The organism is Arthrobacter sp. Y3221048 (assembly GCF_059092685.1).
In genome coordinates this window covers 440,590-461,820 of record NZ_JBNHHX010000003.1, presented here as the reverse complement: position 1 = coordinate 461,820, position 21,231 = coordinate 440,590, and the positions used below count along the sequence as shown (strand labels likewise).

The following is a 21,231-nucleotide window of genomic DNA, read 5'->3' as shown; positions in this document are numbered from 1 at the left end:
TCTAGAAGTCCACGGTGCGGCCGCCGCGTGCCGGGTGCCCGGAGGCCGCGGCGGGCACGGCCCCGGCGGTTTGCGCCGGACCGACCGGCTGTCCGGAGCCGGCGTCCAGATCCTCGCTGCCGGTGGCACCGACGGCCCGCAAGGCAGCCCACTGACGGATGGCACCGACTTCCTCTGCCTGCGTGATGGCCAACGGAATCATGTTGGAGACGGCCCGCTGCAGGTCGTCCAGGCGGATTGGGCGGTCTTCGGCGTAGGCGTCGAAGAGTGCGGCGACGACAGCCTGTTCGATCTCTGCGCCGGAATAGTTTTCCGAGGCAGCGGTGAGGAGCTCGACGGCGGCCGGATCGTTGGCGACGGCGCCCAGCTGGTTGGCGGCGGTGCTCTTACCGGCCATCTGGATCTGCCAAATCACCCGGCGTTCGGCGTCGCTGGGCAGATCGACGAAAAAGATTTCGTCGAAACGGCCCTTGCGCATGAACTCCGGGGGCAGCCGGTCGATGTTGTTGGCGGTGGCGACCACAAAGACCGGATGGCGCTTCTCCTGCATCCAGGTCAGGAACGAGGCGAAGACGCGTGCGGAGGTTCCCGAATCACCCTCGCCGCTGGTGCCGGAGAAACCCTTTTCGATTTCGTCGATCCACAGGATCGCCGGCGAGATGGCTTCGGCGGTGGCGATGGCGTTGCGCATGTTCTGTTCGCTGGATCCGACCAGGCCGGAGAAGACCCGGCCGATATCCATCCGCAGCAACGGCAGCCCCCAGGCCGACGCCATCGCCTTGGCCGTCAGGGACTTGCCGCAGCCGGGCACGCCGGTGATCAGCACGCCCTTGGGCGCGGGGAGGCCAAAGTCGGCAGCGGCATCCAGCCACGACCCCTGGCGCTTGGCCAGCCACCGCTTAAGGTTGTTCAGCCCGCCGACCTCGTCCAGGCTGATGTTCACGTCCACATAGTCCAGCAGTCCGGACTTGCGGATGGTCTGGCGCTTCTCGTCCAGCACCACGTGGACGTCGTGCGCGGTCAGTTCGCCGTCGTCGACCATGGCGCGCGCGAAGGCGTTCTCGGCTTCGGCCATGGTCAGGCCAAGTGCCGCCTGGACCATGTTCTCCTGGTCGGCTTCGCTCAGCGTGACCTTGATCCGTCCGCCGTCGGAATTCTGGCTGATCATGTGCGCCAGCATGGCCTTGATCTCGTCATGGCTGGGCAGCGGAAAGTCGACCAGCGTGACGGCCTTGTCCAGCTCGGGCGGAATACGCAGCACCGGGGCGACGATGATCAGCACCCGTCCGGTGCTGCCTTGCCGGAAGGCGGCAGAGACCTCGCGGACTTTCCGGACCACCTCGGGGTCGGCCGGGCGCTGGTCGGTGCCGAAGTAGGCGTGCAGGTCGAAGAAGATGAAGACGCCGGGATCGTGCGCGCCGAGCACCCGGTCCAGGGCGCGTGCCGGGGCCGTGGTGTTGGACTGCTGGCCGTCGCTGGGGGAGAGGAGCCCGCTGCTGGCGTTCCACGTCCAGACGGGGCGCGGCGTGCGCAGCGCGGCGGCGCACTTGAGCACCTCGGCGTGCACGCGTGCTTCTTCATGGCTTTCGACGTACAGCACGGGGATGCGGGCCTTGAACGCTTGGTCAAGCGTTTCAGCAAAAGACATGGGTCTCGCCCCCTAAGGAACAGAATCGGGATCTGGCTCTACTTTAGGCATAGTAGGAGGCACCTGAGCGCTTTGGCCGCAGGTTCGTTGCAGTCCTCAGCGGCCGACGTCCAAACTCCAGCGGCCCTCGCTGGTGTCCACCAGGAAATACGTCACCGGGTACGGCTGCCAGGAGAACCTCGTGGTGCTGCTGCCGATCTTGTTGACCACCAGGTTCCGACGTGACTCCTGCCAGGTGTAGACGGCGACGTTGGCCTCACCGGTGTAGGTGAATTCGGCCAGTACCTCGTCGCCTGCATAGCGCACCAGGGCAGGGCCGGAGCCGGCGACCGTACCGTCTTCCGGTTCGGCGTAGGCGACCGGGCGGACCTCAAGCTGCCAGTCGCCGTCCGCCTCGACATGCAGCCTGAATTCTTCCCGCGCGGTGGCCAGGAGCCCGGCTGAGGGTTCGTTCCGGTCGCCGGAGTTGAAGAGGAAGTGAACCGGCCAGTCGGGGTTCTCCGGGTCGTCCACCGCTACGCTGGCGTCGGCGCCGCTGTCGATGACGATTTCGAACGGACCGGCGTAGCCGGCCGGGCGCTGGTAGCCGATGACCGCGTTGCGGGATCCTGCGTAACTGCCGGGGCCGCCGGATTCCGCCACGGTTCCCTCCCCGGCCGCCGTCGAGCCCGTGCCGGTCGCTTCCCCGGCGCCGGGTGCCGGATCCGCACCGGTCCCTGCTGCGGGTTCGGCCGCCGGACCGGGGTCGGCACCCGTGGCCGCCGCGGCGGTGAAAAGGTGCGGCAGCAGCCGGGGGACGGCGAAGCCGAGGGCGCCGCCCAGAACCAGGAGACCCAGCAACCAGACCGCGAGCGAAAAACGGCCGATCCGCAGGGCCGCGTCCTCAGTCATCGGTGCCGACATGTCGTGCTGTTCTCCTTTGCCTGTCCCCATGAGGTTACCCACACCGCGGATCCGCTTCACACTCGGTGGCCGGCATAAGCCCGACGCTAGACTTGGACCATCCCCGAATCCATTCTTCCTTGGAGATTTGTGTGAGCCTGAAGCAGCTTGACCGTGTTCCCATCCGCCGTGCGTTGATCTCGGTGTACGACAAGACCGGGCTGGAGGAGCTGGCGCAGGGCCTGCACGCCGCCGGGGTCGGCATCGTTTCCACCGGCTCGACGGCGAAGAAGATTGCCGCAGCGGGCGTTCCGGTCACCGAGGTCTCCGAGGTCACCGGTTTCCCCGAATGCCTGGACGGCCGGGTCAAGACCCTGCATCCGCGCGTTCACGCCGGCATCCTGGCCGACCGCCGGCTGGACGACCACGTTCGGCAGCTCCAGGAACTCGACGTCGAGCCGTTCGACCTGGTAGTGGTCAACCTCTACCCGTTCGTGAAGACCGTGAAGTCCGGCGCCAGCCAGGACGACGTCGTCGAACAAATCGACATCGGCGGACCCTCGATGGTGCGGGCCGCCGCGAAGAACCACCCGTCCGTGGCGGTCGTGGTGGATCCCGCCAAGTACGGGGACGTGGTGGAGGCGGCTAACTCCGGCGGATTCGACCTGAAGACCCGCCGCCGGCTGGCGTCCTTGGCCTTCGCCCACACGGCAGCCTATGACACCGCCGTGGCCAAATGGACCGCCGAGCAGTTCGGCGATGACGCCGAAGCCGTCGAGGCGGCGCCGAAGTTCCCGCCGTACGCCGGCCTGGCACTGGAGCGCTCCGAGCCGCTGCGCTACGGCGAGAACCCGCACCAGGCCGCTGCGCTGTATGTGGAAACCGGCGCCGAGCCGGGCATCGCGCAGGCCGAGCAGTTGCACGGCAAGGCCATGAGCTTCAACAACTACGTCGACGCCGACGCAGCCGTGCGCGCGGCCTTCGACTTCGCCGAGCCCGCCGTCGCGGTGGTCAAGCACGCGAATCCCTGCGGCATCGCCGTCGCCTCCCCGGGCGCCGCGGATCCGATCGCGGATGCGCATGCCAAGGCCCATGCGACCGACCCCGTGTCCGCGTTCGGCGGTGTCATCGCCGCGAACCGAACGGTAACTGCAGGGATGGCCGACACCGTCAAGGACATCTTCACCGAGGTAGTTGTCGCCCCGGGCTTCGAACCGGAGGCCGTCGAGATTCTGTCGAAGAAGAAGAACATCCGGCTGCTGGTCCTGCCTGACGGCTTTGCCCGGGACACGGTCGAGTACAAGCAGGTCTCCGGCGGCATGCTGCTGCAGGCCTCGGACCGGGTTGACGCCGACGGCGACGACCCGGCCAACTGGACGCTGGCCGCCGGCGAGGCCGCCGACGAGGCGACACTGGCGGATCTGGCCTTCGCTTGGCGTGCTGTGCGGGCGGCGAAGTCCAACGCCATCCTGGTCGCGGCCAATCGCGCTGCGGTGGGCATCGGCATGGGCCAGGTCAACCGGCTGGATTCCTGCCGCCTGGCCGTAGAGCGGGCTAATACGCTCGGCGTGGCGGTCGACGGCGGGGCCGACGCGGCCGGGGGAGCGGCCAATGTGCAGGGCTCCGGGGCGCCCGAGCGCGCCCGCGGGGCCGTGGCGGCATCGGACGCGTTCTTTCCGTTCGCCGACGGCCTGCAGATCCTTATCGACGCCGGCGTGCGCGCGGTGGTACAGCCCGGCGGTTCGGTCCGGGATGAAGAAGTAGTGGCAGCGGCCGACGCCGCCGGCATCACCATGTACGTCACGGGAGCGCGCCACTTCTTCCACTGACAGCTCCTCACGCTGGGCAGCGGAGACCGTTATCGGGCGAATCCTTGCCAGCAGGGTGCCGGGCACATAGGTTCAAGGGAACCGGTGCGCCCGGCACCGTCGATTAAAGGAAGCAGCCATGCTGGCGATGCAGGTTACCCCGGCGTCGGGAACGGCCGACATCTGGCTGGGCGTGCTGATCGTTGCGGTGATCGTGGCCGGTGCAGTGGCGTACTTTGTAGCCTCCCGGCTACGCAAGACCCGGTCCTATGAAGCCGCCGAACGGCATGCTGCGGCCCGCGAAGCCGAGGCCGCCCGGCCCGGCGGCCTGAAGGACACGCACCTGGAACAGGGCAACGCGGCCCATCGCTCGCAGGTTTTCGGCCCCGGCACCGGCCTCTAGGGCGCGCCAGCCAGTGCAGCGTGGGCGTCTTCAACCGGCGCCCTGCGGCCCTCCTCGGGTAAATTGGAGGAGTTGAGTAACCAAAGAGACCCACTTTTGCAGGGAGACGCCTCACCCATGGCCAAGATTATCTATACCCACACCGACGAAGCGCCGATGCTGGCCACCTATTCGTTCTTGCCGATCGTTGAGGCCTACGCCTCCACGGCTGGTGTGGAAGTGGAAACCCGCGACATCTCGCTCGCCGGCCGTATCATCGCCGTCTTCGGCGACTACCTCACCCCTGAGCAGCGCATCGGCGACGCCTTGGCCGAGCTGGGCGAGCTGGCCAAGCAGCCGGAAGCCAACATCATCAAACTGCCGAACATCAGCGCCTCAGTACCGCAGCTGAAGGCTGCCATCAAGGAGCTGCAGGGCCACGGCTACGCACTGCCGGACTACCCGGACGATCCGTCCTCCGACGAGGAGAAGGACATCCGCGCCCGCTATGACAAGATCAAGGGCTCCGCGGTCAACCCGGTGCTGCGCGAGGGCAACTCGGACCGCCGCGCGCCCCTGTCGGTGAAGAACTACGCGCGCCAGAACCCGCACAGCATGGGCGCCTGGACGGCCGACTCCAAGACGAACGTGGCCACCATGGGCGCCGACGACTTCCGCTCCAACGAGAAGTCGGTGGTCATGCCGGCCGACGACAAGATCAAGATCCAGCTGGTGGCCGAGGACGGTACCGTCACAATCCTGAAGGACGCCTTCCCGGTGCTGGCCGGCGAGGTCATCGACGGCACCGTCATGCGCGCCGCTGCCCTGGACGAATTCCTGGCCGCCCAGGTGGCACGGGCCAAGGAAGAAGGCGTGCTCTTCTCCGCGCACCTGAAGGCCACCATGATGAAGGTCTCCGACCCGATCATCTTCGGCCACGTGGTCAAGGCCTACTTCTCCGAGCTGTTCGCTGCCTACGGCGACAAGCTGGCCGCTGCCGGCCTCAGCCCGAACAACGGCCTGGCCGCCATCCTGAACGGACTGGCGGCGCTGGACGCCGAAGACCGCAAGGGCGTCCAGGAGCTGATCGACAAGGGCCTGGACGAGGGCCCGGCCATCGCCATGGTGGACTCCGACAAGGGCATCACCAACCTCCACGTCCCCTCCGACGTGATCGTGGACGCCTCGATGCCGGCCATGATCCGCAGCTCCGGCCACATGTGGGGGCCGGACGGCCAGGAAGCGGACACGCTGGCCGTGCTGCCGGACAGCTCCTACGCCGGGATCTACCAGGTGGTCATCGACGACTGCCGCGCCAACGGCGCCTACGACCCGACCACCATGGGCACCGTCCCCAACGTCGGCCTGATGGCCCAGGCGGCGGAAGAATACGGCAGCCACGACAAGACGTTCGAGATCCAGACCGCCGGCACCGTGCAGGTGGTGGACGGGGCCGGCAGCGTGCTGATCGAGCACCAGGTGTTCCCGAACGATATCTGGCGCGCCTGCCAGACCAAGGACCTGCCGATCCGCGACTGGGTGAAACTGGCCGTGACCCGCGCCCGCGCCAGCCAGACCCCGGCCGTGTTCTGGCTGGACGAAACCCGCGCCCACGACGCCAACCTGATCGCCAAGGTGAACGAGTACCTCAAGGACCACGACACCGAAGGCCTGCAGATTGAGATCATGGCCCCGGAGAAGGCCACCGCCTTCACCCTGGAGCGCCTCCGCAAGGGCGAGGACACCATCTCGGTGACCGGCAACGTGCTCCGCGACTACCTGACGGACCTGTTCCCGATCCTGGAGCTCGGCACCAGCGCCAAGATGCTCTCGATCGTCCCGCTGATCAACGGCGGCGGCCTGTTCGAGACCGGTGCCGGCGGCTCCGCTCCGAAGCACGTCCAGCAGCTGCTGGCCGAGAACCACCTGCGCTGGGATTCGCTCGGCGAGTTCCTGGCCCTGGCCGTGTCCTTCGAGCACCTGGCCACCAGCACGGGCAACGCCCGCGCCCAGATCCTGGCCGACACGCTGGACGCCGCCACGGGCACGTTCCTGCTGGAAAACAAGTCGCCCAAGCGCAAGGCCGGCGAGCTGGACAACCGCGGCAGCCACTTCTACCTGTCCCTGTACTGGGCGCAGGAACTGGCCAACCAGCGCGAGGACGCCCAGCTTGCTGCGGCCTTCTCCGGTGTCGCCTCCGAGCTGGCCAAGAACGAAGACGCCATCGTGGGCGAGCTCAACGCCGTGCAGGGGTCCCCGGTCGACCTGGGCGGCTACTACCGGCCGGACGCCGCCAAGGCAGCCGAGGTCATGCGCCCCTCGGCCACGCTGAACCGCGTCGTGGCCACCCTGACCGAAGAGAAGTAGGCGGCGGCGGGCACCCGTCCGGCAGCAGCCACGCCCGGTTGCGACGGCGACGGCGGCCGGCGCACCTCCTGCGGGAAGGTGCGCCGGCCGCCGTCGTGCTGTCCGGGTCAGTCCGTCACCGGCACTGCACGGTCATTGGCGTAGCTGACGCCCAGCTGGGCGCGGACCCCGTCGAACAACCGCATGGTGTCCACAGTGTCCGCCCAGGGCATGGTGGGACTCTGCTGCAGGCCGGACTGGACGCAGCGGGTGACTTCGCGCAGCTCGAAGACGTAGCCGTGGCCGACCTTCGGGAAGGTTTCCACCCGCGGCTGTCCCAAATGCGGCTCGACCGCCAGTTCGGTGGGGTGGTGCAGCGGCGCGTTGCTCCTGAGCCAGCCGCCGGTGCAGGCCACCGTGGCAGTGCGGGGCGAGGCGGCCTGCAGGGAACACGCCAGCTGCGCCTGGGCGCCCGAGCCATAGCTGAGCGTCATGGCGTTCTGGGCGTCCACGCCATCGTCGTTGACGAAGCCAGTGGCCGAGACCGTCTGCGGGAAGCCCAGCGCCCCGAGCGCCCAGGTCAGGGGATAGACCGCCAGATCCAACAGGGCACCACCGCCGGCCGCCGGATTCCAAAGCCGGGCGGCCGGATCGTAGAGGGCCGGGAACCCCACGTCGGCCTGCACCCACCGCACCTCGCCGAGTTCGCCGGACGCGAGGATCTCCCACGCACGGTTGATGATCGGCAAAAAGCGCGTCCACACCGCCTCCATCAGGAACAGCCCCCGCGCGGCCGCCAGTTCCGTCAGCTCCAGGGCTTCCCGGGCGTTGATGGTCAGGGACTTTTCGCACAGCACATGCTTGCCGGCCCGCAGCGCGCGTCCCGCGATCTCGTAGTGCTGGCCGTGCGGGGTGGCCACGTAGACCACATCGACATCCGGGTCGGCGAAAAGCTGGTCGTAGCCCTTGCCTGCACCGCCGTCGAAATAGGCAGTGCCGAAGCCGAAACGCCGCTGGAAGGCGACCGCATTGGCCTGGTTGCGGGAACTGACCGCCTGCAGCACGGCATCCTCCAGCCGGGCGATGTCCTCGGTCACGCGGGTGGCGACGGCCCCGGTGGAAACCACGCCCCAGCGCAGCGTCCGCCCGGTGGCTTCGAGCGGATCCGGCGCGCCGGGCCGGGCGCAGGGTGGGGTCACGATCCACGGCAGTTGGGCCATGGCTCCATCTTGGCCGCCGGCGGCTGGAACGTCCATGGGAACCGATTGCCCTTTGTCTCATCCCTCCCGCATGGGTCCGGCGGCCCTACCGGTGCGGACCTATCAATGGTACAAAGTAAGCAGGCTCAGTAATTTCGCAACAACGAGGAGGAGCCCGCACCATGGATACAGGCACGATCGTCGGAATCGTCATCGCGATAGTTGTACTCCTGATCATCATCGGAGTCATTGTCTTCTTTGCGCAGAAGCGGAACACCAAGCGGAAGTTCGAGAAGCAGGAAGAGAACCGCAGGGAGGCAGCGGAGTTGCGGCAAGGAGCGCAGGTGTCCTCGGTGGAGGCGCGGGAGCGCCAGGCGGACGCCACCCAGGCGCAGGCCGAAGCCCAGCGGGCGGACATCGAAGCCGAGCGGGCCAAGATTGAAGCCGACCGCCTTCGCCAGGCTGCCGACCGGCGGCAGGCCGACGCGCAGGGAATCCAGCAGGAGAGCGAAGAGCAGCTGCGCCGCGCCGATGACTTGGACCCGGACGTCAACACCAAGGACCGGGACTCCCGGAAGGACCGCAAGCACGACGGCGGTGCCCACCGCGGCGACTCCGTCCCCGACCGCGGTTCGGACACCGCTGCGTCGTACGGAGACGAGGGCGGCCGGCATGCCGATGACGCCCGGAATGACGGCGCACGGACTGCCGACGACCCCCGCCGCGGCGAGGGCGGCAGCCACAACATCTAAACGGACCACAACAGCGGCGGCGCCTGCTTCCCCACTGGGAAGCGGGCGCCGCTGTTGTGTGGGAGCCGGGTCAGCCCTTAACCGAACCGCTCATGAGGCCGCCGACGAAGTACTTGCCCAGGATGATGTAGACCAGCAGCGTGGGCAGCGAGGCGATCAGTGCGCCGGCCATCGACGCGGCGTAATCGGTCAGCTGCCCGCCGGCGAGGAAGCTCAGCGCGATGGTGACCGGGCCGTTGGAGCCGGAGGAGAAGAACGCCGCGAAGAGGTAGTCGTTCCAGGCCGAGGTGAACTGCCAGATGAGCACCACCACGAAGCCCGGGGCGGAGACCGGCAGGATCACCGAGGCGTAGGTCCGCAGCAGGCCGGCTCCGTCCATGCGTGCCGCTTCGATCAGCTCGGACGGCACGGATTCGTAGTAGTTGCGGAAGATCAGCGTGCAGATGGGCAGGCCGTAGACGATGTGCAGGACCAGCAGCGAGGGGATTCCGTTGGGCACCTCGAGACCCTGCATCAGCTGGGTCAGCGGGATCATCACGGCCTGGTACGGGATGAACATGCCGAACAGGATGAGGGTGAAGACCACGTTGGCGTAGGGGAAGCGCCAGCGCGAGAGCACGAACCCGTTCATCGATCCGAGCAGGGCGGAGATGATCGACGCCGGGATCACCATGGCGAAGGTGCGGCCCAGCGCGGGGCCCAGGCTGTCCCACGCCTTGGCCCAGCCCGCGGTTTCCCACGTTGTCGGGAAGAGCCACGCGTTGGAGGGATCGGCGTCGGTGGGGCCCTTGAAGCTGGTAATGAACAGGACGTAGGCCGGAATCAGCACCACGATCATGAACACCAACAGCATGGCGTACTTGAGCGTGCGGTTCATCTTCTGCCGGCCGGTGCGGGGAGCCGCGGGCCGGGGTCGGGCAACCTCGACGGGCGGCGGCACGGTTGCAGTGGCCATCAGCGCTTCTCCTGCCGCGAGGTGTAGACGAGGTACGGGACGACCACCAGCGCGACCAGCACCAGCATGATGGTGCCGATGGCGGCCGAGTCGGCGTAGTCGCTGCCGATGTACTTGACCCACATCATGGTCGCCGGGACCTGGATGTCGTAGGTATTGGCGTCGGGAACGATCGCCCGGATCAGGTCGAACAGCTTCAAGGACATGTGGCCGATGATGATGACCGCCGAGAGCATCACCGGGCTCAGCTGCGGAAAGATCACGTGACGATAGAGCTTCCATTCGCTGCAGCCGTCGATCCGCGCGGCTTCACGCAGTTCTTCCGGGATGCCGCGGAATCCGGCCAGGAACAGGGCCATCACGTAGCCGGAGAGCTGCCAGATGGCCGGCACGGCGATGGCGGCAATGCCCCAGTTGGGATCGGACCACCAGCTGTTCTGCAGGAAGCCGAGCCCCACGCTGTCCAGTAGCCGGTTCAGGCCGGTGGCACGATCACCGCCGGGCTCGTTGGTCTGCAGGCTCGAGAGCAGCCAGCGCCAGACCACGCCCGAGGCGATGAAGGACACCGCCATCGGGAAGAGGTAGACCGAGCGGAACAGCCCCTCGCCGGCGCCGGGCCGCTCCAGTATCCAGGCCCAGAGGAAGCCGAAGATCAGCGTGCCGGCCAGGAACACCACCGTCAGCAGGAGCAGGTTGCGCAGTGCGTGCTGGAAATCCGCGTCCCCGAACAACCGGAGGTAGTTCTCCACGCCGACGAATTCGGACGACGGTCGGGCCGTGTGCTGGTTGGTCATCGAGATGCGGACGTTTTCCGCGATCAACGCATAGACGAAGACTGCCAGCAGGATGAGGGTAGGGGCGATAAGGGCCAGCCCCGGTCCCCAGGTCTTCACTTTCTTGAACATGGACTTCTCCTAGTGCAGCCGTGCACGCCGGTGTGACATGGAAGGGCGGGCGCGGTGGTGCCGCGCCCGCCCTTCCGGGCCTCCTGGCTTACTGCATGAACTTCTCGGCGATGGACGCCAAGGATTCCTGCAGGGCAGCCACGTCCTGCGGGCCGCCGAACTTGCTGACGGCGGTGCTCAGTTCGTTCAGCCAGGCCACCGGGACGGCGGCACCGTGGGCCAGCGAGGACACGATGGTGTCGGACGAGAAGTCCTCGATGGCGCTCTGCTGGTATTCGCCGAACTCGTCGGACGGCACGTCCGTGCGGGCCGGGATGGAGCCCTTCGCCGCGTTGAATGCCTGCTGGCCCTCAACGCTGGAGATGGTGGTCAGCCAGGCCTCGGAACCGGCCGGATTGGGAGCACCCTTGGGCAGCGTGAACGAATCGGCCAGGAAGTCGAAGATGCCGTCGGTGCCCGGGGTGGGGAAGTAGACGTAGTCCTCACCGGGCTTCTTGCCGTCCTGCGCGAACTTGGCTTCGGCCCAGTCGCCCATCACGTTGTAGGCGGCGGCGCCGTCCTCCACCAACTGGGTGGCCGGACCCCAGTCGCTGAGGGTGTCGCGGTCGGAGTTGGTGTAGCTGAGGGTCTTCTTGTAGTTCTCGATGGCTTCGGTCACGTCGGGGCCGGACCAATCGGTGGTGCCGTCCCAGAGCCCGTTGTAGCCCTCGGCGCCGAGGGTGGCGAGCAGGATGTTCTCGAACAGCTGTACCTGGGTCCAGGTGCCGGCCACGGCCAGCGGGGTCTTCCCCGTCTCCTTGATCTTGTCCATGTCCGCAAACCAGGCGTCGAGATCGGCTGGCGGACTGTTCGGATCCAGGCCGGCTTCCTCCAGCACGTCCACGTTGGCCCACACCACGTTTGCCCGATGGATATTCGACGGGACGGAGTAGATCTTGCCGTCAACGGTCAGCCGGTCCAGCAGGTCCTGGGGAAACGCCTCGTTGAGCTGCGCGTCCTCGTAGAAGGAGGTGAGGTCCTCGAGCTGGTCGGCGGCGATGTAGTCCTGCAGCTCGGCTCCGGCATGCGCTTGGAACGAGTCCGGCGGATTGCCCGACTTCAGGTTGGCCGCCAGCACGCTCTTGGCCTGGCTGCCGGCACCGCCGGCGACGGCAAGGTTGTCGAACTTTAGTTCCGGATACTGTTCGGTGAAGATCTCCACCAGCGCATCCAGCCCGACCTTCTCGGAACCGTCCGCCCACCAGGTGAAGACTCCTACCGAACCCGACGCTTCCTCAGGGTTTGCTTCTTCCACCGCGCTTCCGCCGCCGCACGCGGACAGGAGCAAACCTGCGGCCGCAACGCCGGCGAGCAAAGATTTGCGTCGCATAAAGCCTCCATCAATCAGCAGTCTGTGGCCACGGGGTCAGCAAGACCCGCACACGGATGTGTGGCTTAGTACGGAAGTTAACTCCGTCACACCGCTTGTCGTCAAGAGTTGAACGCAAAGACGCTCCCCGGGCAGCCCTGGCGGTGCTCAGGCGACGGGGAGTTCGGCTTGCTGAAGCACCAGCGTCGCGGCGCCCAACGCCTCCGCGCGGCTGCCCAAGGTGGACATCGCCAGGTCCGTGGATTCGCCCACGACCGGCACCGCATGGCGCAGCAGCCCGCGACGTACCGGGTCCAGCAGGATGCTGCCGAGGCCCGTCAGCGGGCCGCCCACCACGATGACTTCGGGATTGAGCAGGTTGCAGACGTTGGCGAGGGCACGTCCCACCGCAAGGCCGGCATCATCTATCACGCGCAAGACGGCCGGGTCACCCTCCAGGGCGATCCGGACGATGTCCTCGGTTCCGATCGGCTCGCCCCGGCCGCGGCTGAGCAGGTCGATCATGGTGGAGGTGGAGGCGACCGTCTCCAGGCACCCCCGGTTGCCGCAGCGGCAGATGATGCCGTGCTCGGCGACCGTGGCATGGCCGACCTCGCCCGTGACGCCGACATGGCCGTAATAGAGCTTGCCGTTGAGGACCAGGCCGGCCCCGATGCCGGATCCGATCTTCAGGAAGACCAGGTTCTGCGCGTGCTGGTAAGGGCCCCAGCTCACTTGCGCCAGCGCGCCCAAATTTGCGTCGTTGTCCACGAAGACGTCGGTGCCGAACCTTTCCTGCAGCCTGGCCAGCAGATTGATGCCCACCCATTCGGGCAGGATGGCACCGTGGATCACGGTGCCGGTCCGCCGGTCGATCGGGCCGGGTATGCCGGCGCCCACGCCGATCACGGCCCGGGGAAGGACCGAGTTTTCATCCAACAACCGCTGCGCCAGCCGGGCGGCGGTGTCGATGCCCTGCTCGGCCCCGTGGCCTAGCGGCAATTCGACGGCACCTTCGGCAAGCACCTGGTGGTCGAGGCTGACCAGTACAACGTGCACGTGCCGGCGGCCGAAATCCACTCCGACGGCAACGGCGCCTCGGCCGTCGATCATGACCGACAGGGCGCGGCGGCCGGAACTCGTGGTCGGCGCGGTGCTGACCAGTCCGTCGTCGGCCATGGCCTTGACGATGTTGGAGACCGTGGCGGTGGACAGCCCCGTTTGCCGGGACAGCTCGGCCTGCGTGAGCGGGCCGCGGGACATCAGCGCCCGCAGGACCCGTTGGCTGTTCCGCCGCCGCAAGGCGCTCTGGGACCCCGGCCGGTTCTGGGCACCGCGCGGCGCGGGCCGCTGCGGGGCCTCGAGGGTGGACGGCGGATCGGCTGGCATACACAAAAGCGTGCGGCAGCGCCGAGTTGTAGTCAAGAAGTTAACGCAAACTCCCGCAATGCGTCGGCCGGTGGGCGGGGTGGCATGGATCCGTGCGGGCGTCGCGAGCGTAGGCTGGGCACCCGCCCCGGCCGGAACCGGCTGCGCCGCGGCCACGGCACCCACCCCGGACGGCACCACCCCGGCCGGCTACGCCTCGGCGGCGTCGTCGATCGCGTCGCGGTGCACGGCGGCGAATTCCACGTAGCGGGCGGCATTGTCCAGCACCGACTGGTACTCGTCCTCGCTCAGCTCGCGGCGGACCTTGGCGGGGACGCCGGCGACGAGCGAACGAGGGGGAATGCGCGTGCCCTCCAGGACGACGGCGCCGGCTGCGACCAGCGAACCTTCACCGACCACTGCACCGTTCATGATCGTGGCGCTCATGCCGATCAGGCAGTTGTCCTCGACCGTGCACCCGTGAATCACGGCGGCGTGGCCGACGCTGACGCCGGCACCGACGGTGCAGGGGAAGCCTGGGTCTGCGTGCAGGACCACGTTGTCCTGCAGGTTGCTGCGCTCGCCGACGCGGATGGGAGCGGTGTCGCCGCGGACGCTGACGCCGTAGAAGGCGCTGGAATCGGCTGCCAGCGCCACGTCCCCGCTGAGCGTCGCCGTGGGGGCGACGAAGGCGGACGGATCGACGGCGGGCAGCATGCCGGAGATGGTGATGATGTGGGCCATCCCATCAGCCTAGCCATACCGGACGTGCTGCAGGAGCTTCGTGGCGGACGTGCCGCCCTGGATCCGGCCGGTCACGGTTTGGTCAGGATGAAGAACTGGTAGTGCCGGCCGAACTCGGGCCGCTCCCACGTGGTGAAACCCGAGATCAGGCCGTGCTCGGCGAAGAGCCGGCGGACGGTTGCGTCGCTGCGGCGGCTGTAGAAGCGGTGCGGTTCAAAGTCGTCGTCGGCAACGATGCCCTCCTCGTCATCGCCGGACCAGAGCCCGACCGCCAGCGGAGCGCCTGAGACGAGCACCCGCATGGTCTCGGCGAGAACATCCGGCAGGTCCTGGTCGGGTACGTGCAGCAGCGTGCTCATGGTCCAGCCGGCCGAAAACGTCCCCCCGGCAAACGGCAACTCCCGGGCCGAGCCGACCACCGCCTCCAGGTGCTTCGCCCGGGCCAGCCGGACGTTTTCCTCGGAGAGATCGACGCCGGTGTAATGGATGCCCGCGGCCTTGAACGCGAGCCCGTCCGTACCGGTGCCACAGCCGATCTCCAACACGCTGTGCCGCCGGGCGGCGACCAGGGAGGCAATGAATTCCTGCCGGGCTGCGTCCCTCTGGGGATCCGTCCCGCGCCGGTCGCGGTCGGGCGCCTGCCGGTCGTAGAACGCCTTTATCTCAGGCTCATGGTTGCCCATCCGACGAGAGTACGCCTTGAGTCCGGCGGGGCACAGGGGCGGACACTCCGCCGTCGCGATGGACGACGGACCGGGCGTGCGGCGCAGCCGAACCGCGCCGGCGAGGGGAGGTGGGGCCGGCGCTGGTTGAAGGCGACCGACGGGTCGACGACGGGCGTCCGACTAGTGAAGGCGACGTCCGGCGAGCCGACGACGGCCTCCGATTAGTTAAAGACGACGGTGCGGGCGCCGTCGAGCAGCACGCGGTGTTCGGCGTGCCACTGCACGGCGCGGGCCAGGGTGCGCGCCTCCCCGTCGCGGCCCAGCGCCACGAACTGCTCGGCCGTGTGGGCATGACGGACCGGAATGACTTCCTGGTCGATGATCGGGCCCTCGTCCAGGTCCCCGGTGACGTAGTGCGCCGTGGCGCCGATCAGCTTCACCCCGCGGGCGTGCGCCTGGTGGTACGGCCTGGCGCCCTTGAAGCTGGGCAGGAAGGAGTGGTGGATGTTGATGGCCTTGCCGGCCAGTTCGGTGCAGAGTTCGTTGCTGAGCACCTGCATGTAGCGGGCCAGCACCACCAGTTCCACGTCGTGCTGCGCGGCCAGGTCCAGCAGGGCTTGTTCGGCCTGCGGTTTGGTGTCCGGGGTGACGGGGATGTGGTGGAAGGGGATGCCGTAGAACGCGGCCAGGTCGGCCAGGTCCTGATGGTTGGAGACGATGGCGGGAATCTCGACCGGCAGCGTGCCGGAGCGCTGCAGGAACAGCAGGTGGTTCAGGCAGTGCGCCGACTTGGAGGCCATCAGCAGGGTGCGCATCTTCACGCCCTCGCGGCGCAGCTTCCAGTCCATGCCGAACTCCTGCGCGACCGGCTGCAACCGGTCGTGGAGTTCGGTGTAGGACTGGTCCGTGGCGACGGCCACCCGCATGAAGAACCGGCCGGACTGCGGGCTGCCGTACTGCTGCGAGTCGGTGATGTTTCCGCCGGCCCCGGCCAGGGCGCCGGCGACGGCATGCACGATGCCGGGGCGGTCCGGGCAGGAGAGAGTGAGGGTGTAGGCGGTGGCGGCGGGAGCTTCAGTCACGAGTCCTAGGGTACCGGCTGGGGTTCGGCTTCTGCGGCAAGGTACTTGACGGCGGCCACGGCGGCCGCCCGGCCGGCGCGGGTGGCCCCGACCGTGGATGCGGATGCGCCGTATCCGACCAGGAACAGGCGCGGCTCCTTCACGACCGTAACGCCGTCTTCACCCATCATGATCCCGCCGCCCGGTTCACGCAGCCGCAGCGGCACCAGGTGGTCCAGCGATGGCCGGAATCCGGTGGCCCAGAGGATGACGTCCACGTCTTCGGCCGAGCCGTCGACGAATTCGACGCCGTGCTCGGTGATGCGGGCCAGCTTTCCGCGCGAGACGAGCACGCCGTCGTCGATGCCCTTCCGGTACGTCTCGGTCAGCGGCAGCCCCGTGGCGGCGACCACGCTGAGGGTCGGCAGGCCAGCGCGGGTGCGCTCGCTGACCCGGCGCTCCACGTCGACGCCCCATTCCATGTCGAACGGGGCAGAGGTGAAGTCGGGGTCGCGGCGGGTGGACCAGACCGTGTCCGCGCCGGCCGCGTCCAGCTGGAGCAGGAACTGCAGCGCGGACGTCCCGCCGCCGACCACCAGGACCCGCTGCCCGCGGAAGTCGTCGGCGGACCAGAAGTCCCGGGTGTGCAACTGGCGGCCGCGGAAGGTCTCCCGGCCGGGGTAGTGCGGCCAGTGCGGTTTGTCCCAGGTGCCGGTGCCGCTGATGACGGTCCGGGCCAACCACTCGCCGCCGGTGTCGCTGCGCACCCGCAGGAAGGCACCGTCGTCGTCCACCGAGGTTACGCGCACGGGACGGTGCACAGGGAGGAGGAACCGCTGCTCGTAGTCACCGTAATAACGGCGGACGACGGCGGAGGACGGCTCCCCCGGGTCCGGAACCCCGAGCGGCAGGCCGGGAAGGTCGTGCAGTCCGTGTGCGGCGTCGAAGGTCAGCGAGGGCCAGCGGTGGCGCCAGGCGCCGCCCGGGCCGTCGTTGGCGTCGAGGACCACGAAGTCCCGGTCGGGGACCAGGCTGCGGCGGGCCAGCTGGTAGGCTGCGCTCAGCCCGGCCTGGCCTGCGCCGATCACCACCGCCTGCAGCGGCCGTTGCCCGGTGCCGATTGCCTGGTCCGTCACGATGCTCCCTCCGATTGTTGACGCTTCAACATCTGTCCGGTGCAACGATGGCCGGGAGCCGAGTATTCCGCGGCCTGCCGGGGAGAGAGGGTTGCGGGCCGGATCCATCCGATTGCCGCGGAAGCGTTTTCTGCGGATCCCGATGGGTCTAGGGTGGCAGCAGCGACGACGGAAGGTCCGGGCCATGACGCATCTGGAACGGGAGAAATCCCTGCGGGGTGCCGGGCGCGTGTTGCTCGCAGCCGCGCTTCTGGCGGGCCTGGCCGGCTGCACCGGCGAGAGCGGCGGGGAGCCGGCCGGGACCGGCGACGCGGAGCCGACCGCGACCGGCGGCGGGACCACGCAGGCGCAGGGCGGCGCGGTAGTACAGCCCGGGGGAGCGCAGCCTACAGGCGGCATTCCGGAAATCGTGGAGAACGTGCAGCCGTCCGTGGTGACGGTTTTTACCGACAGCGGCCTGGGCAGCGGCGTGGTCTATTCCGAAGACGGGCTGATCCTGACCAACGAACATGTGGTCGTCGCAAGCACCAACGTGGAGGTTGGCTTCGCCGACGGGCAACGCAGCCCCGGGAAGGTTCTGGCGACGGATCCCGTGTCCGACCTGGCGTTGGTGCAGACCGAGCGCGACGGGCTCCCGGCCGCCGAATTCAACACCTCGTTGCCGACGATCGGCGAACTTGCCGTGGTGATCGGTTCCCCGTTGGGCTTCGAGAATACTGCCACGGCAGGCATTATCTCCGGTTTGCACCGTTCCATCCCGGGCTCCGCCTCGTCGAGCCTGGCGCTGGTGGACCTGATCCAGACCGACGCGCCGATCAGCCCCGGCAACTCGGGCGGCGCCGTCGTCAATGCGCGGAGCCAGGTGGTGGGCATCAGCGAGGCCTACATCCCGCCGGAGGCTGGCGGGGTGTCGCTCGGTTTCGCCATCCCCGCCGCCACTGCCCGGGAAGTCGCCGAGGAACTGCTGGAAGACGGAACCGCCGACCACGCTTTTATGGGTCTGACTCCCGCCAGCATCACGGCGGCGATCGCCGAGCAGCTTGGAGTGCCCCAGGCGGAGGGCGTCCTGGCGCTGTCCGTGGGCGACGGCGGCCCGGCCGACCAGGCGGGAATCCGTGCCGGGGATGTGCTGCTGAGCGTGGACGGCGAGGCGCTGGCGGCGGCCGAAGACCTGCTGGCCGCCGTCCGCCAGCATAATCCGGGCGATACGGTCAGCGTGGAAGTGCGGCGCGACGGCGAAACCCGGAGCGTGCAGGTCGCGCTCTCGGACCGGCCGGCGAGGTGACCGGCTGCTAGTATTGGCTCGCCGCGACTGGCGTTAGGTGGGACACCACCAGGAAGTGGCAGCAGGACCGGGGACCGTTGGTTACCGCTCCTGCATGTACCGACCACGGTTCGCACGCCTGGGACGTGAGGTCACCTTCGGGCCGGAGTGTGTCCGGGGCAGGTCATGCGCCATGCGTGCGGGTGCCTGCAGCCGGTAATCTGGCCTGTAGCAGTGAGATAAGCCCCACCACCCAGGAGATTCTCCCTTGACTTCTACGCCCTCCGTGACCGATCTGCCGTTGTCCCAGGTGGATCCTGAAATCGCCGCCGTGATCGACGCCGAACTCGGCCGCCAGCGCGACACCCTCGAAATGATCGCCTCAGAGAACTTCGCGCCGCGTTCGGTGCTCGAAGTCCAGGGCTCGGTCCTGACCAACAAATATGCCGAGGGGTACCCGGGACGCCGCTACTACGGCGGCTGCGAGCACGTAGACGTCGCCGAGAACCTGGCCATCGAGCGGGCCAAGTCGCTTTTCGGCGCGGAATTCGCCAACGTGCAGCCGCACGCCGGCGCCCAGGCCAACGCGGCCGCCCTCTCCGCACTGATCCAGCCGGGCGACAAGCTGATGGGCCTGTCCCTGGCGCACGGCGGCCACCTCACGCACGGCATGAAGCTGAACTTTTCCGGCAAGCTCTACCAGGTCGCCGCCTACGAGGTCGACCCGAAGACCTTCCGGGTGGACATGGACAAGGTCCGCGAGCAGGCGCTGGCCGAGCGCCCGAACGTGCTGGTGGCCGGCTGGTCCGCGTACCCCCGCCAGCTGGACTTCGAGGCGTTCCGTTCCATCGCCGACGAGGTCGGGGCCTACCTTTGGACCGACATGGCACACTTCGCCGGGCTGGTTGCCGCCGGCCTGCATCCGAACCCGGTGCCGCACTCGGACATTGTCACCTCCACGGTCCACAAGACCCTCTCCGGCCCTCGCTCCGGCGTGATCCTGGGCAAGGAAGCCTTCGCCAAGAAGGTCAACTCGGCCGTGTTCCCGGGCCAGCAGGGCGGGCCGCTGATGCATGTGGTTGCTGCCAAGGCCGTAGCCTTCAAGATTGCCGCAGGCGAGGAGTTCAAGCAGCGCCAGGAGCGCGTGCTCGAAGGCGCCCGGATCCTGGCCGAGCGTTTGGCCGCCGCCGATGTGGCCGAGGCCGGCGTGTCCGTGCTGACCGGCGGCACCGACGTCCACCTGGTCCTGGTGGACCTGCGCAATTCCGAGCTGGACGGCAAGCAGGCCGAAGACCTGCTCCACGAGGCAGGTATTACGGTCAACCGCAACGCCGTGCCGTTCGACCCGCGCCCGCCGATGGTCACGTCGGGGCTGCGCATCGGCACTCCGGCGCTGGCCACCCGCGGTTTCGGGGCTGCCGAATTCACCGAGGTTGCAGACATCATCGCCACCGCGCTCAAGGGCGGCGCCGATACTGCCGCCTTGCGGGCCCGCGTGAAGAAGCTCGCCGACGACTTCCCGCTCTACCCCGGCCACGAGGAGTGGTGACATGACCCTCAACTCGACCCCGCCGGCCGCCCGCGTTTTGGACGGCACGGCCACCGCGGCGCAGATCAAGACCGAGCTCACGGAACGGGTATCGGCGCTCAAGGCCAGGGGCATCGTGCCCGGCCTGGGTACCGTGCTGGTCGGTGAGGACCCGGGCAGTAAATGGTACGTCGGCGGCAAGCACAAAGACTGCGCCGAAGTGGGCATAGAGTCGATCCGTCGCGACCTGCCTGATTCCGTCTCGCAGGAGGAACTCGAAGCGGTCCTCGATGAGCTCAACGCCGACCCAACCTGCACCGGTTACATTGTGCAGCTGCCGCTGCCCAAGCACATCGACACGAACCGCATCCTGGAGAAGATCGACCCGGCCAAGGACGCCGACGGCCTGCACCCGATGAACCTGGGCCGGCTGGTGCTCAACGTGGGCGAGCCGCTGGACTCGCCGCTGCCCTGCACCCCGCACGGCTGTGTGGAGCTGCTGCTGCGCCACGACATCGAGCTTGCGGGCAAACGCGTGCTCGTCGTCGGCCGTGGCGTTACCGTAGGGCGGCCCCTGGGCCTGCTGCTGACGCGCAAGGAAATCAACGCCACCGTGACCCTCGCCCACACCGGAACGTTGGACCTCGCAGCGGAACTGCGCGAGGCCGACGTCGTGATTGCCGCCGCGGGGATGCCGCACATGATTAAGGCCTCCGACCTCAAGCCGGGCGCCGTCGTGCTGGACGTTGGCGTCAGCCGCGTCGAGGACGAGGACGGCAAGGCCCGGGTGACCGGCGACGTGGAGCCTGAGGCCCGCAACGTGGCGAGCTGGCTCTCGCCCAATCCCGGCGGCGTCGGTCCGATGACGCGTGCCATGCTGCTGGCCAACGTCGTGGGAGCCGCCGAGCGCCAGGCCGGCTGAACCATGTGCTGAGCGTCAAGAGGGCGGTGTCTGGATTCCGGACGCCGCCCTCTCGTCGTTTCCGGCCACGTTGCTTGGTTCCGGCTGGCCTTGTCCTCACCTCGTAAGGCCTGCGGCCGGGGGCTGGGCCTCACGCGCGGCCCGCCGGGCTGATCCCTACCAACTCGCGAGCGGCCGCCGGGCTGATCCGCTAGCCAAATCCTGGGCCGCCACCGAAACCGAGCCTGCGACAACTTTGGTGACAATGGACTGGCGAAAAGGTGCAGCGACACGCCGACGTTCGCTGCACCTTTTCTCCACTCGATAACCCTGCCTGTG

Annotated in this window: 18 protein-coding genes; 7 read left to right on the top strand and 11 right to left on the bottom strand. The window is 68.1% G+C overall.

Translation table 11 applies throughout. The annotated features are described in order from the left end of the window. Position 1 precedes the first annotated feature (1 nt). A complete protein-coding gene (locus AC5RVS_RS10925) occupies positions 2-1,648 on the bottom strand; it encodes an AAA family ATPase (protein WP_493987855.1) in 1,647 nt (548 codons plus the stop codon). A gap of 96 nt (positions 1,649-1,744) precedes the next feature. Next, positions 1,745-2,551: a hypothetical protein gene (locus AC5RVS_RS10920; protein ID WP_494108131.1), complete on the bottom strand. Its 807-nt coding sequence runs from the start codon at positions 2,549-2,551 to the stop codon at positions 1,745-1,747. Between the two features lie 131 nt (positions 2,552-2,682). Between AC5RVS_RS10920 and purH the strand changes: the two genes are divergently transcribed. From purH to AC5RVS_RS10905, 3 genes are all read left to right on the top strand, one after another. After that, complete coding sequence (purH, locus tag AC5RVS_RS10915) at positions 2,683-4,359, top strand: bifunctional phosphoribosylaminoimidazolecarboxamide formyltransferase/IMP cyclohydrolase (RefSeq protein ID WP_494108130.1); 1,677 nt, start codon at positions 2,683-2,685, stop codon at positions 4,357-4,359. Between the two features lie 118 nt (positions 4,360-4,477). Next, positions 4,478-4,741 (top strand): hypothetical protein, encoded by a 264-nt coding sequence (locus tag AC5RVS_RS10910; RefSeq protein WP_494108129.1) that lies wholly within the window; start codon positions 4,478-4,480, stop codon positions 4,739-4,741. Positions 4,742-4,858: 117 nt separating this feature from the next. Then, positions 4,859-7,087, top strand: a complete 2,229-nt coding sequence (locus tag AC5RVS_RS10905; RefSeq protein WP_494108128.1) for an NADP-dependent isocitrate dehydrogenase — start codon at positions 4,859-4,861, stop codon at positions 7,085-7,087. 107 nt (positions 7,088-7,194) lie between these two features. Here the strand turns inward: AC5RVS_RS10905 and AC5RVS_RS10900 are convergent, their stop codons facing one another. Next, entirely contained in the window at positions 7,195-8,286 is a 1,092-nt protein-coding gene (locus AC5RVS_RS10900; RefSeq protein WP_494108127.1) for a Gfo/Idh/MocA family protein, read from the bottom strand. A 161-nt stretch (positions 8,287-8,447) separates the two neighbouring features. On the opposite strand from AC5RVS_RS10900, the gene AC5RVS_RS10895 reads away from it, so the two are divergent. Continuing rightward, a complete protein-coding gene (locus tag AC5RVS_RS10895) occupies positions 8,448-9,017 on the top strand; it encodes a hypothetical protein (protein WP_494108126.1) in 570 nt (189 codons plus the stop codon). A 70-nt stretch (positions 9,018-9,087) separates the two neighbouring features. Here the strand turns inward: AC5RVS_RS10895 and AC5RVS_RS10890 are convergent, their stop codons facing one another. The 8 genes from AC5RVS_RS10890 to AC5RVS_RS10855 form a co-directional block, all read right to left on the bottom strand. Beyond that, positions 9,088-9,972 carry a carbohydrate ABC transporter permease gene (locus tag AC5RVS_RS10890; protein WP_494108125.1) on the bottom strand — a complete coding sequence of 295 codons (885 nt, stop codon included), beginning with the start codon at positions 9,970-9,972 and terminating at the stop codon, positions 9,088-9,090. After that, on the bottom strand, positions 9,972-10,877 hold the full coding sequence (locus AC5RVS_RS10885) for a carbohydrate ABC transporter permease (protein ID WP_493987862.1): 906 nt from the start codon (positions 10,875-10,877) through the stop codon (positions 9,972-9,974). The genes AC5RVS_RS10890 and AC5RVS_RS10885 overlap by 1 nt, the downstream gene beginning before the upstream one ends. Before the next feature lie 88 nt (positions 10,878-10,965). Beyond that, a complete protein-coding gene (locus AC5RVS_RS10880; protein WP_493987863.1) occupies positions 10,966-12,246 on the bottom strand; it encodes an ABC transporter substrate-binding protein in 1,281 nt (426 codons plus the stop codon). Positions 12,247-12,393: 147 nt separating this feature from the next. Continuing rightward, positions 12,394-13,614: an ROK family transcriptional regulator gene (locus AC5RVS_RS10875; protein ID WP_494108124.1), complete on the bottom strand. Its 1,221-nt coding sequence runs from the start codon at positions 13,612-13,614 to the stop codon at positions 12,394-12,396. 189 nt (positions 13,615-13,803) lie between these two features. Then, entirely contained in the window at positions 13,804-14,337 is a 534-nt protein-coding gene (locus AC5RVS_RS10870) for a gamma carbonic anhydrase family protein (protein WP_494108123.1), read from the bottom strand. Between the two features lie 71 nt (positions 14,338-14,408). Continuing rightward, a complete protein-coding gene (locus AC5RVS_RS10865) occupies positions 14,409-15,020 on the bottom strand; it encodes a class I SAM-dependent methyltransferase (RefSeq protein ID WP_494108122.1) in 612 nt (203 codons plus the stop codon). 203 nt (positions 15,021-15,223) lie between these two features. Then, positions 15,224-16,084, bottom strand: coding sequence for a formyltetrahydrofolate deformylase (purU, locus tag AC5RVS_RS10860; protein WP_493987867.1), 861 nt, complete (start codon positions 16,082-16,084; stop codon positions 15,224-15,226). Positions 16,085-16,089: 5 nt separating this feature from the next. Beyond that, entirely contained in the window at positions 16,090-17,199 is a 1,110-nt protein-coding gene (locus AC5RVS_RS10855) for an NAD(P)-binding domain-containing protein (protein WP_494108121.1), read from the bottom strand. A 184-nt stretch (positions 17,200-17,383) separates the two neighbouring features. Here AC5RVS_RS10855 and AC5RVS_RS10850 point away from each other — a divergent pair, with 184 nt between their 5' ends. From AC5RVS_RS10850 to AC5RVS_RS10840, 3 genes are all read left to right on the top strand, one after another. Further along, positions 17,384-18,484: a S1C family serine protease gene (locus AC5RVS_RS10850; RefSeq protein WP_494108120.1), complete on the top strand. Its 1,101-nt coding sequence runs from the start codon at positions 17,384-17,386 to the stop codon at positions 18,482-18,484. 247 nt (positions 18,485-18,731) lie between these two features. Then, complete coding sequence (glyA, locus tag AC5RVS_RS10845) at positions 18,732-20,012, top strand: serine hydroxymethyltransferase (RefSeq protein WP_494108119.1); 1,281 nt, start codon at positions 18,732-18,734, stop codon at positions 20,010-20,012. Position 20,013: 1 nt separating this feature from the next. Then, a complete protein-coding gene (locus AC5RVS_RS10840; protein ID WP_493987871.1) occupies positions 20,014-20,913 on the top strand; it encodes a bifunctional methylenetetrahydrofolate dehydrogenase/methenyltetrahydrofolate cyclohydrolase in 900 nt (299 codons plus the stop codon). Positions 20,914-21,231: the final 318 nt, after the last annotated feature.

Excerpts from the sequence above, each read along its gene's own strand:
- AC5RVS_RS10925 (WP_493987855.1), bottom strand. The coding sequence starts at position 1,648 with ATGTCTTTTGCTGAAACGCTTGACCAAGCGTTCAAGGCCCGCATCCCC.
- AC5RVS_RS10920 (WP_494108131.1), bottom strand. The coding sequence starts at position 2,551 with ATGTCGGCACCGATGACTGAGGACGCGGCCCTGCGGATCGGCCGTTTT.
- AC5RVS_RS10910 (WP_494108129.1), top strand. The coding sequence starts at position 4,478 with ATGCTGGCGATGCAGGTTACCCCGGCGTCGGGAACGGCCGACATCTGG.
- AC5RVS_RS10905 (WP_494108128.1), top strand. The coding sequence starts at position 4,859 with ATGGCCAAGATTATCTATACCCACACCGACGAAGCGCCGATGCTGGCC.
- AC5RVS_RS10900 (WP_494108127.1), bottom strand. The coding sequence starts at position 8,286 with ATGGCCCAACTGCCGTGGATCGTGACCCCACCCTGCGCCCGGCCCGGC.
- AC5RVS_RS10895 (WP_494108126.1), top strand. The coding sequence starts at position 8,448 with ATGGATACAGGCACGATCGTCGGAATCGTCATCGCGATAGTTGTACTC.
- AC5RVS_RS10890 (WP_494108125.1), bottom strand. The coding sequence starts at position 9,972 with ATGGCCACTGCAACCGTGCCGCCGCCCGTCGAGGTTGCCCGACCCCGG.
- AC5RVS_RS10885 (WP_493987862.1), bottom strand. The coding sequence starts at position 10,877 with ATGTTCAAGAAAGTGAAGACCTGGGGACCGGGGCTGGCCCTTATCGCC.
- AC5RVS_RS10880 (WP_493987863.1), bottom strand. The coding sequence starts at position 12,246 with ATGCGACGCAAATCTTTGCTCGCCGGCGTTGCGGCCGCAGGTTTGCTC.
- AC5RVS_RS10875 (WP_494108124.1), bottom strand. The coding sequence starts at position 13,614 with ATGCCAGCCGATCCGCCGTCCACCCTCGAGGCCCCGCAGCGGCCCGCG.
- AC5RVS_RS10870 (WP_494108123.1), bottom strand. The coding sequence starts at position 14,337 with ATGGCCCACATCATCACCATCTCCGGCATGCTGCCCGCCGTCGATCCG.
- AC5RVS_RS10865 (WP_494108122.1), bottom strand. The coding sequence starts at position 15,020 with ATGGGCAACCATGAGCCTGAGATAAAGGCGTTCTACGACCGGCAGGCG.
- AC5RVS_RS10850 (WP_494108120.1), top strand. The coding sequence starts at position 17,384 with ATGACGCATCTGGAACGGGAGAAATCCCTGCGGGGTGCCGGGCGCGTG.
- AC5RVS_RS10840 (WP_493987871.1), top strand. The coding sequence starts at position 20,014 with ATGACCCTCAACTCGACCCCGCCGGCCGCCCGCGTTTTGGACGGCACG.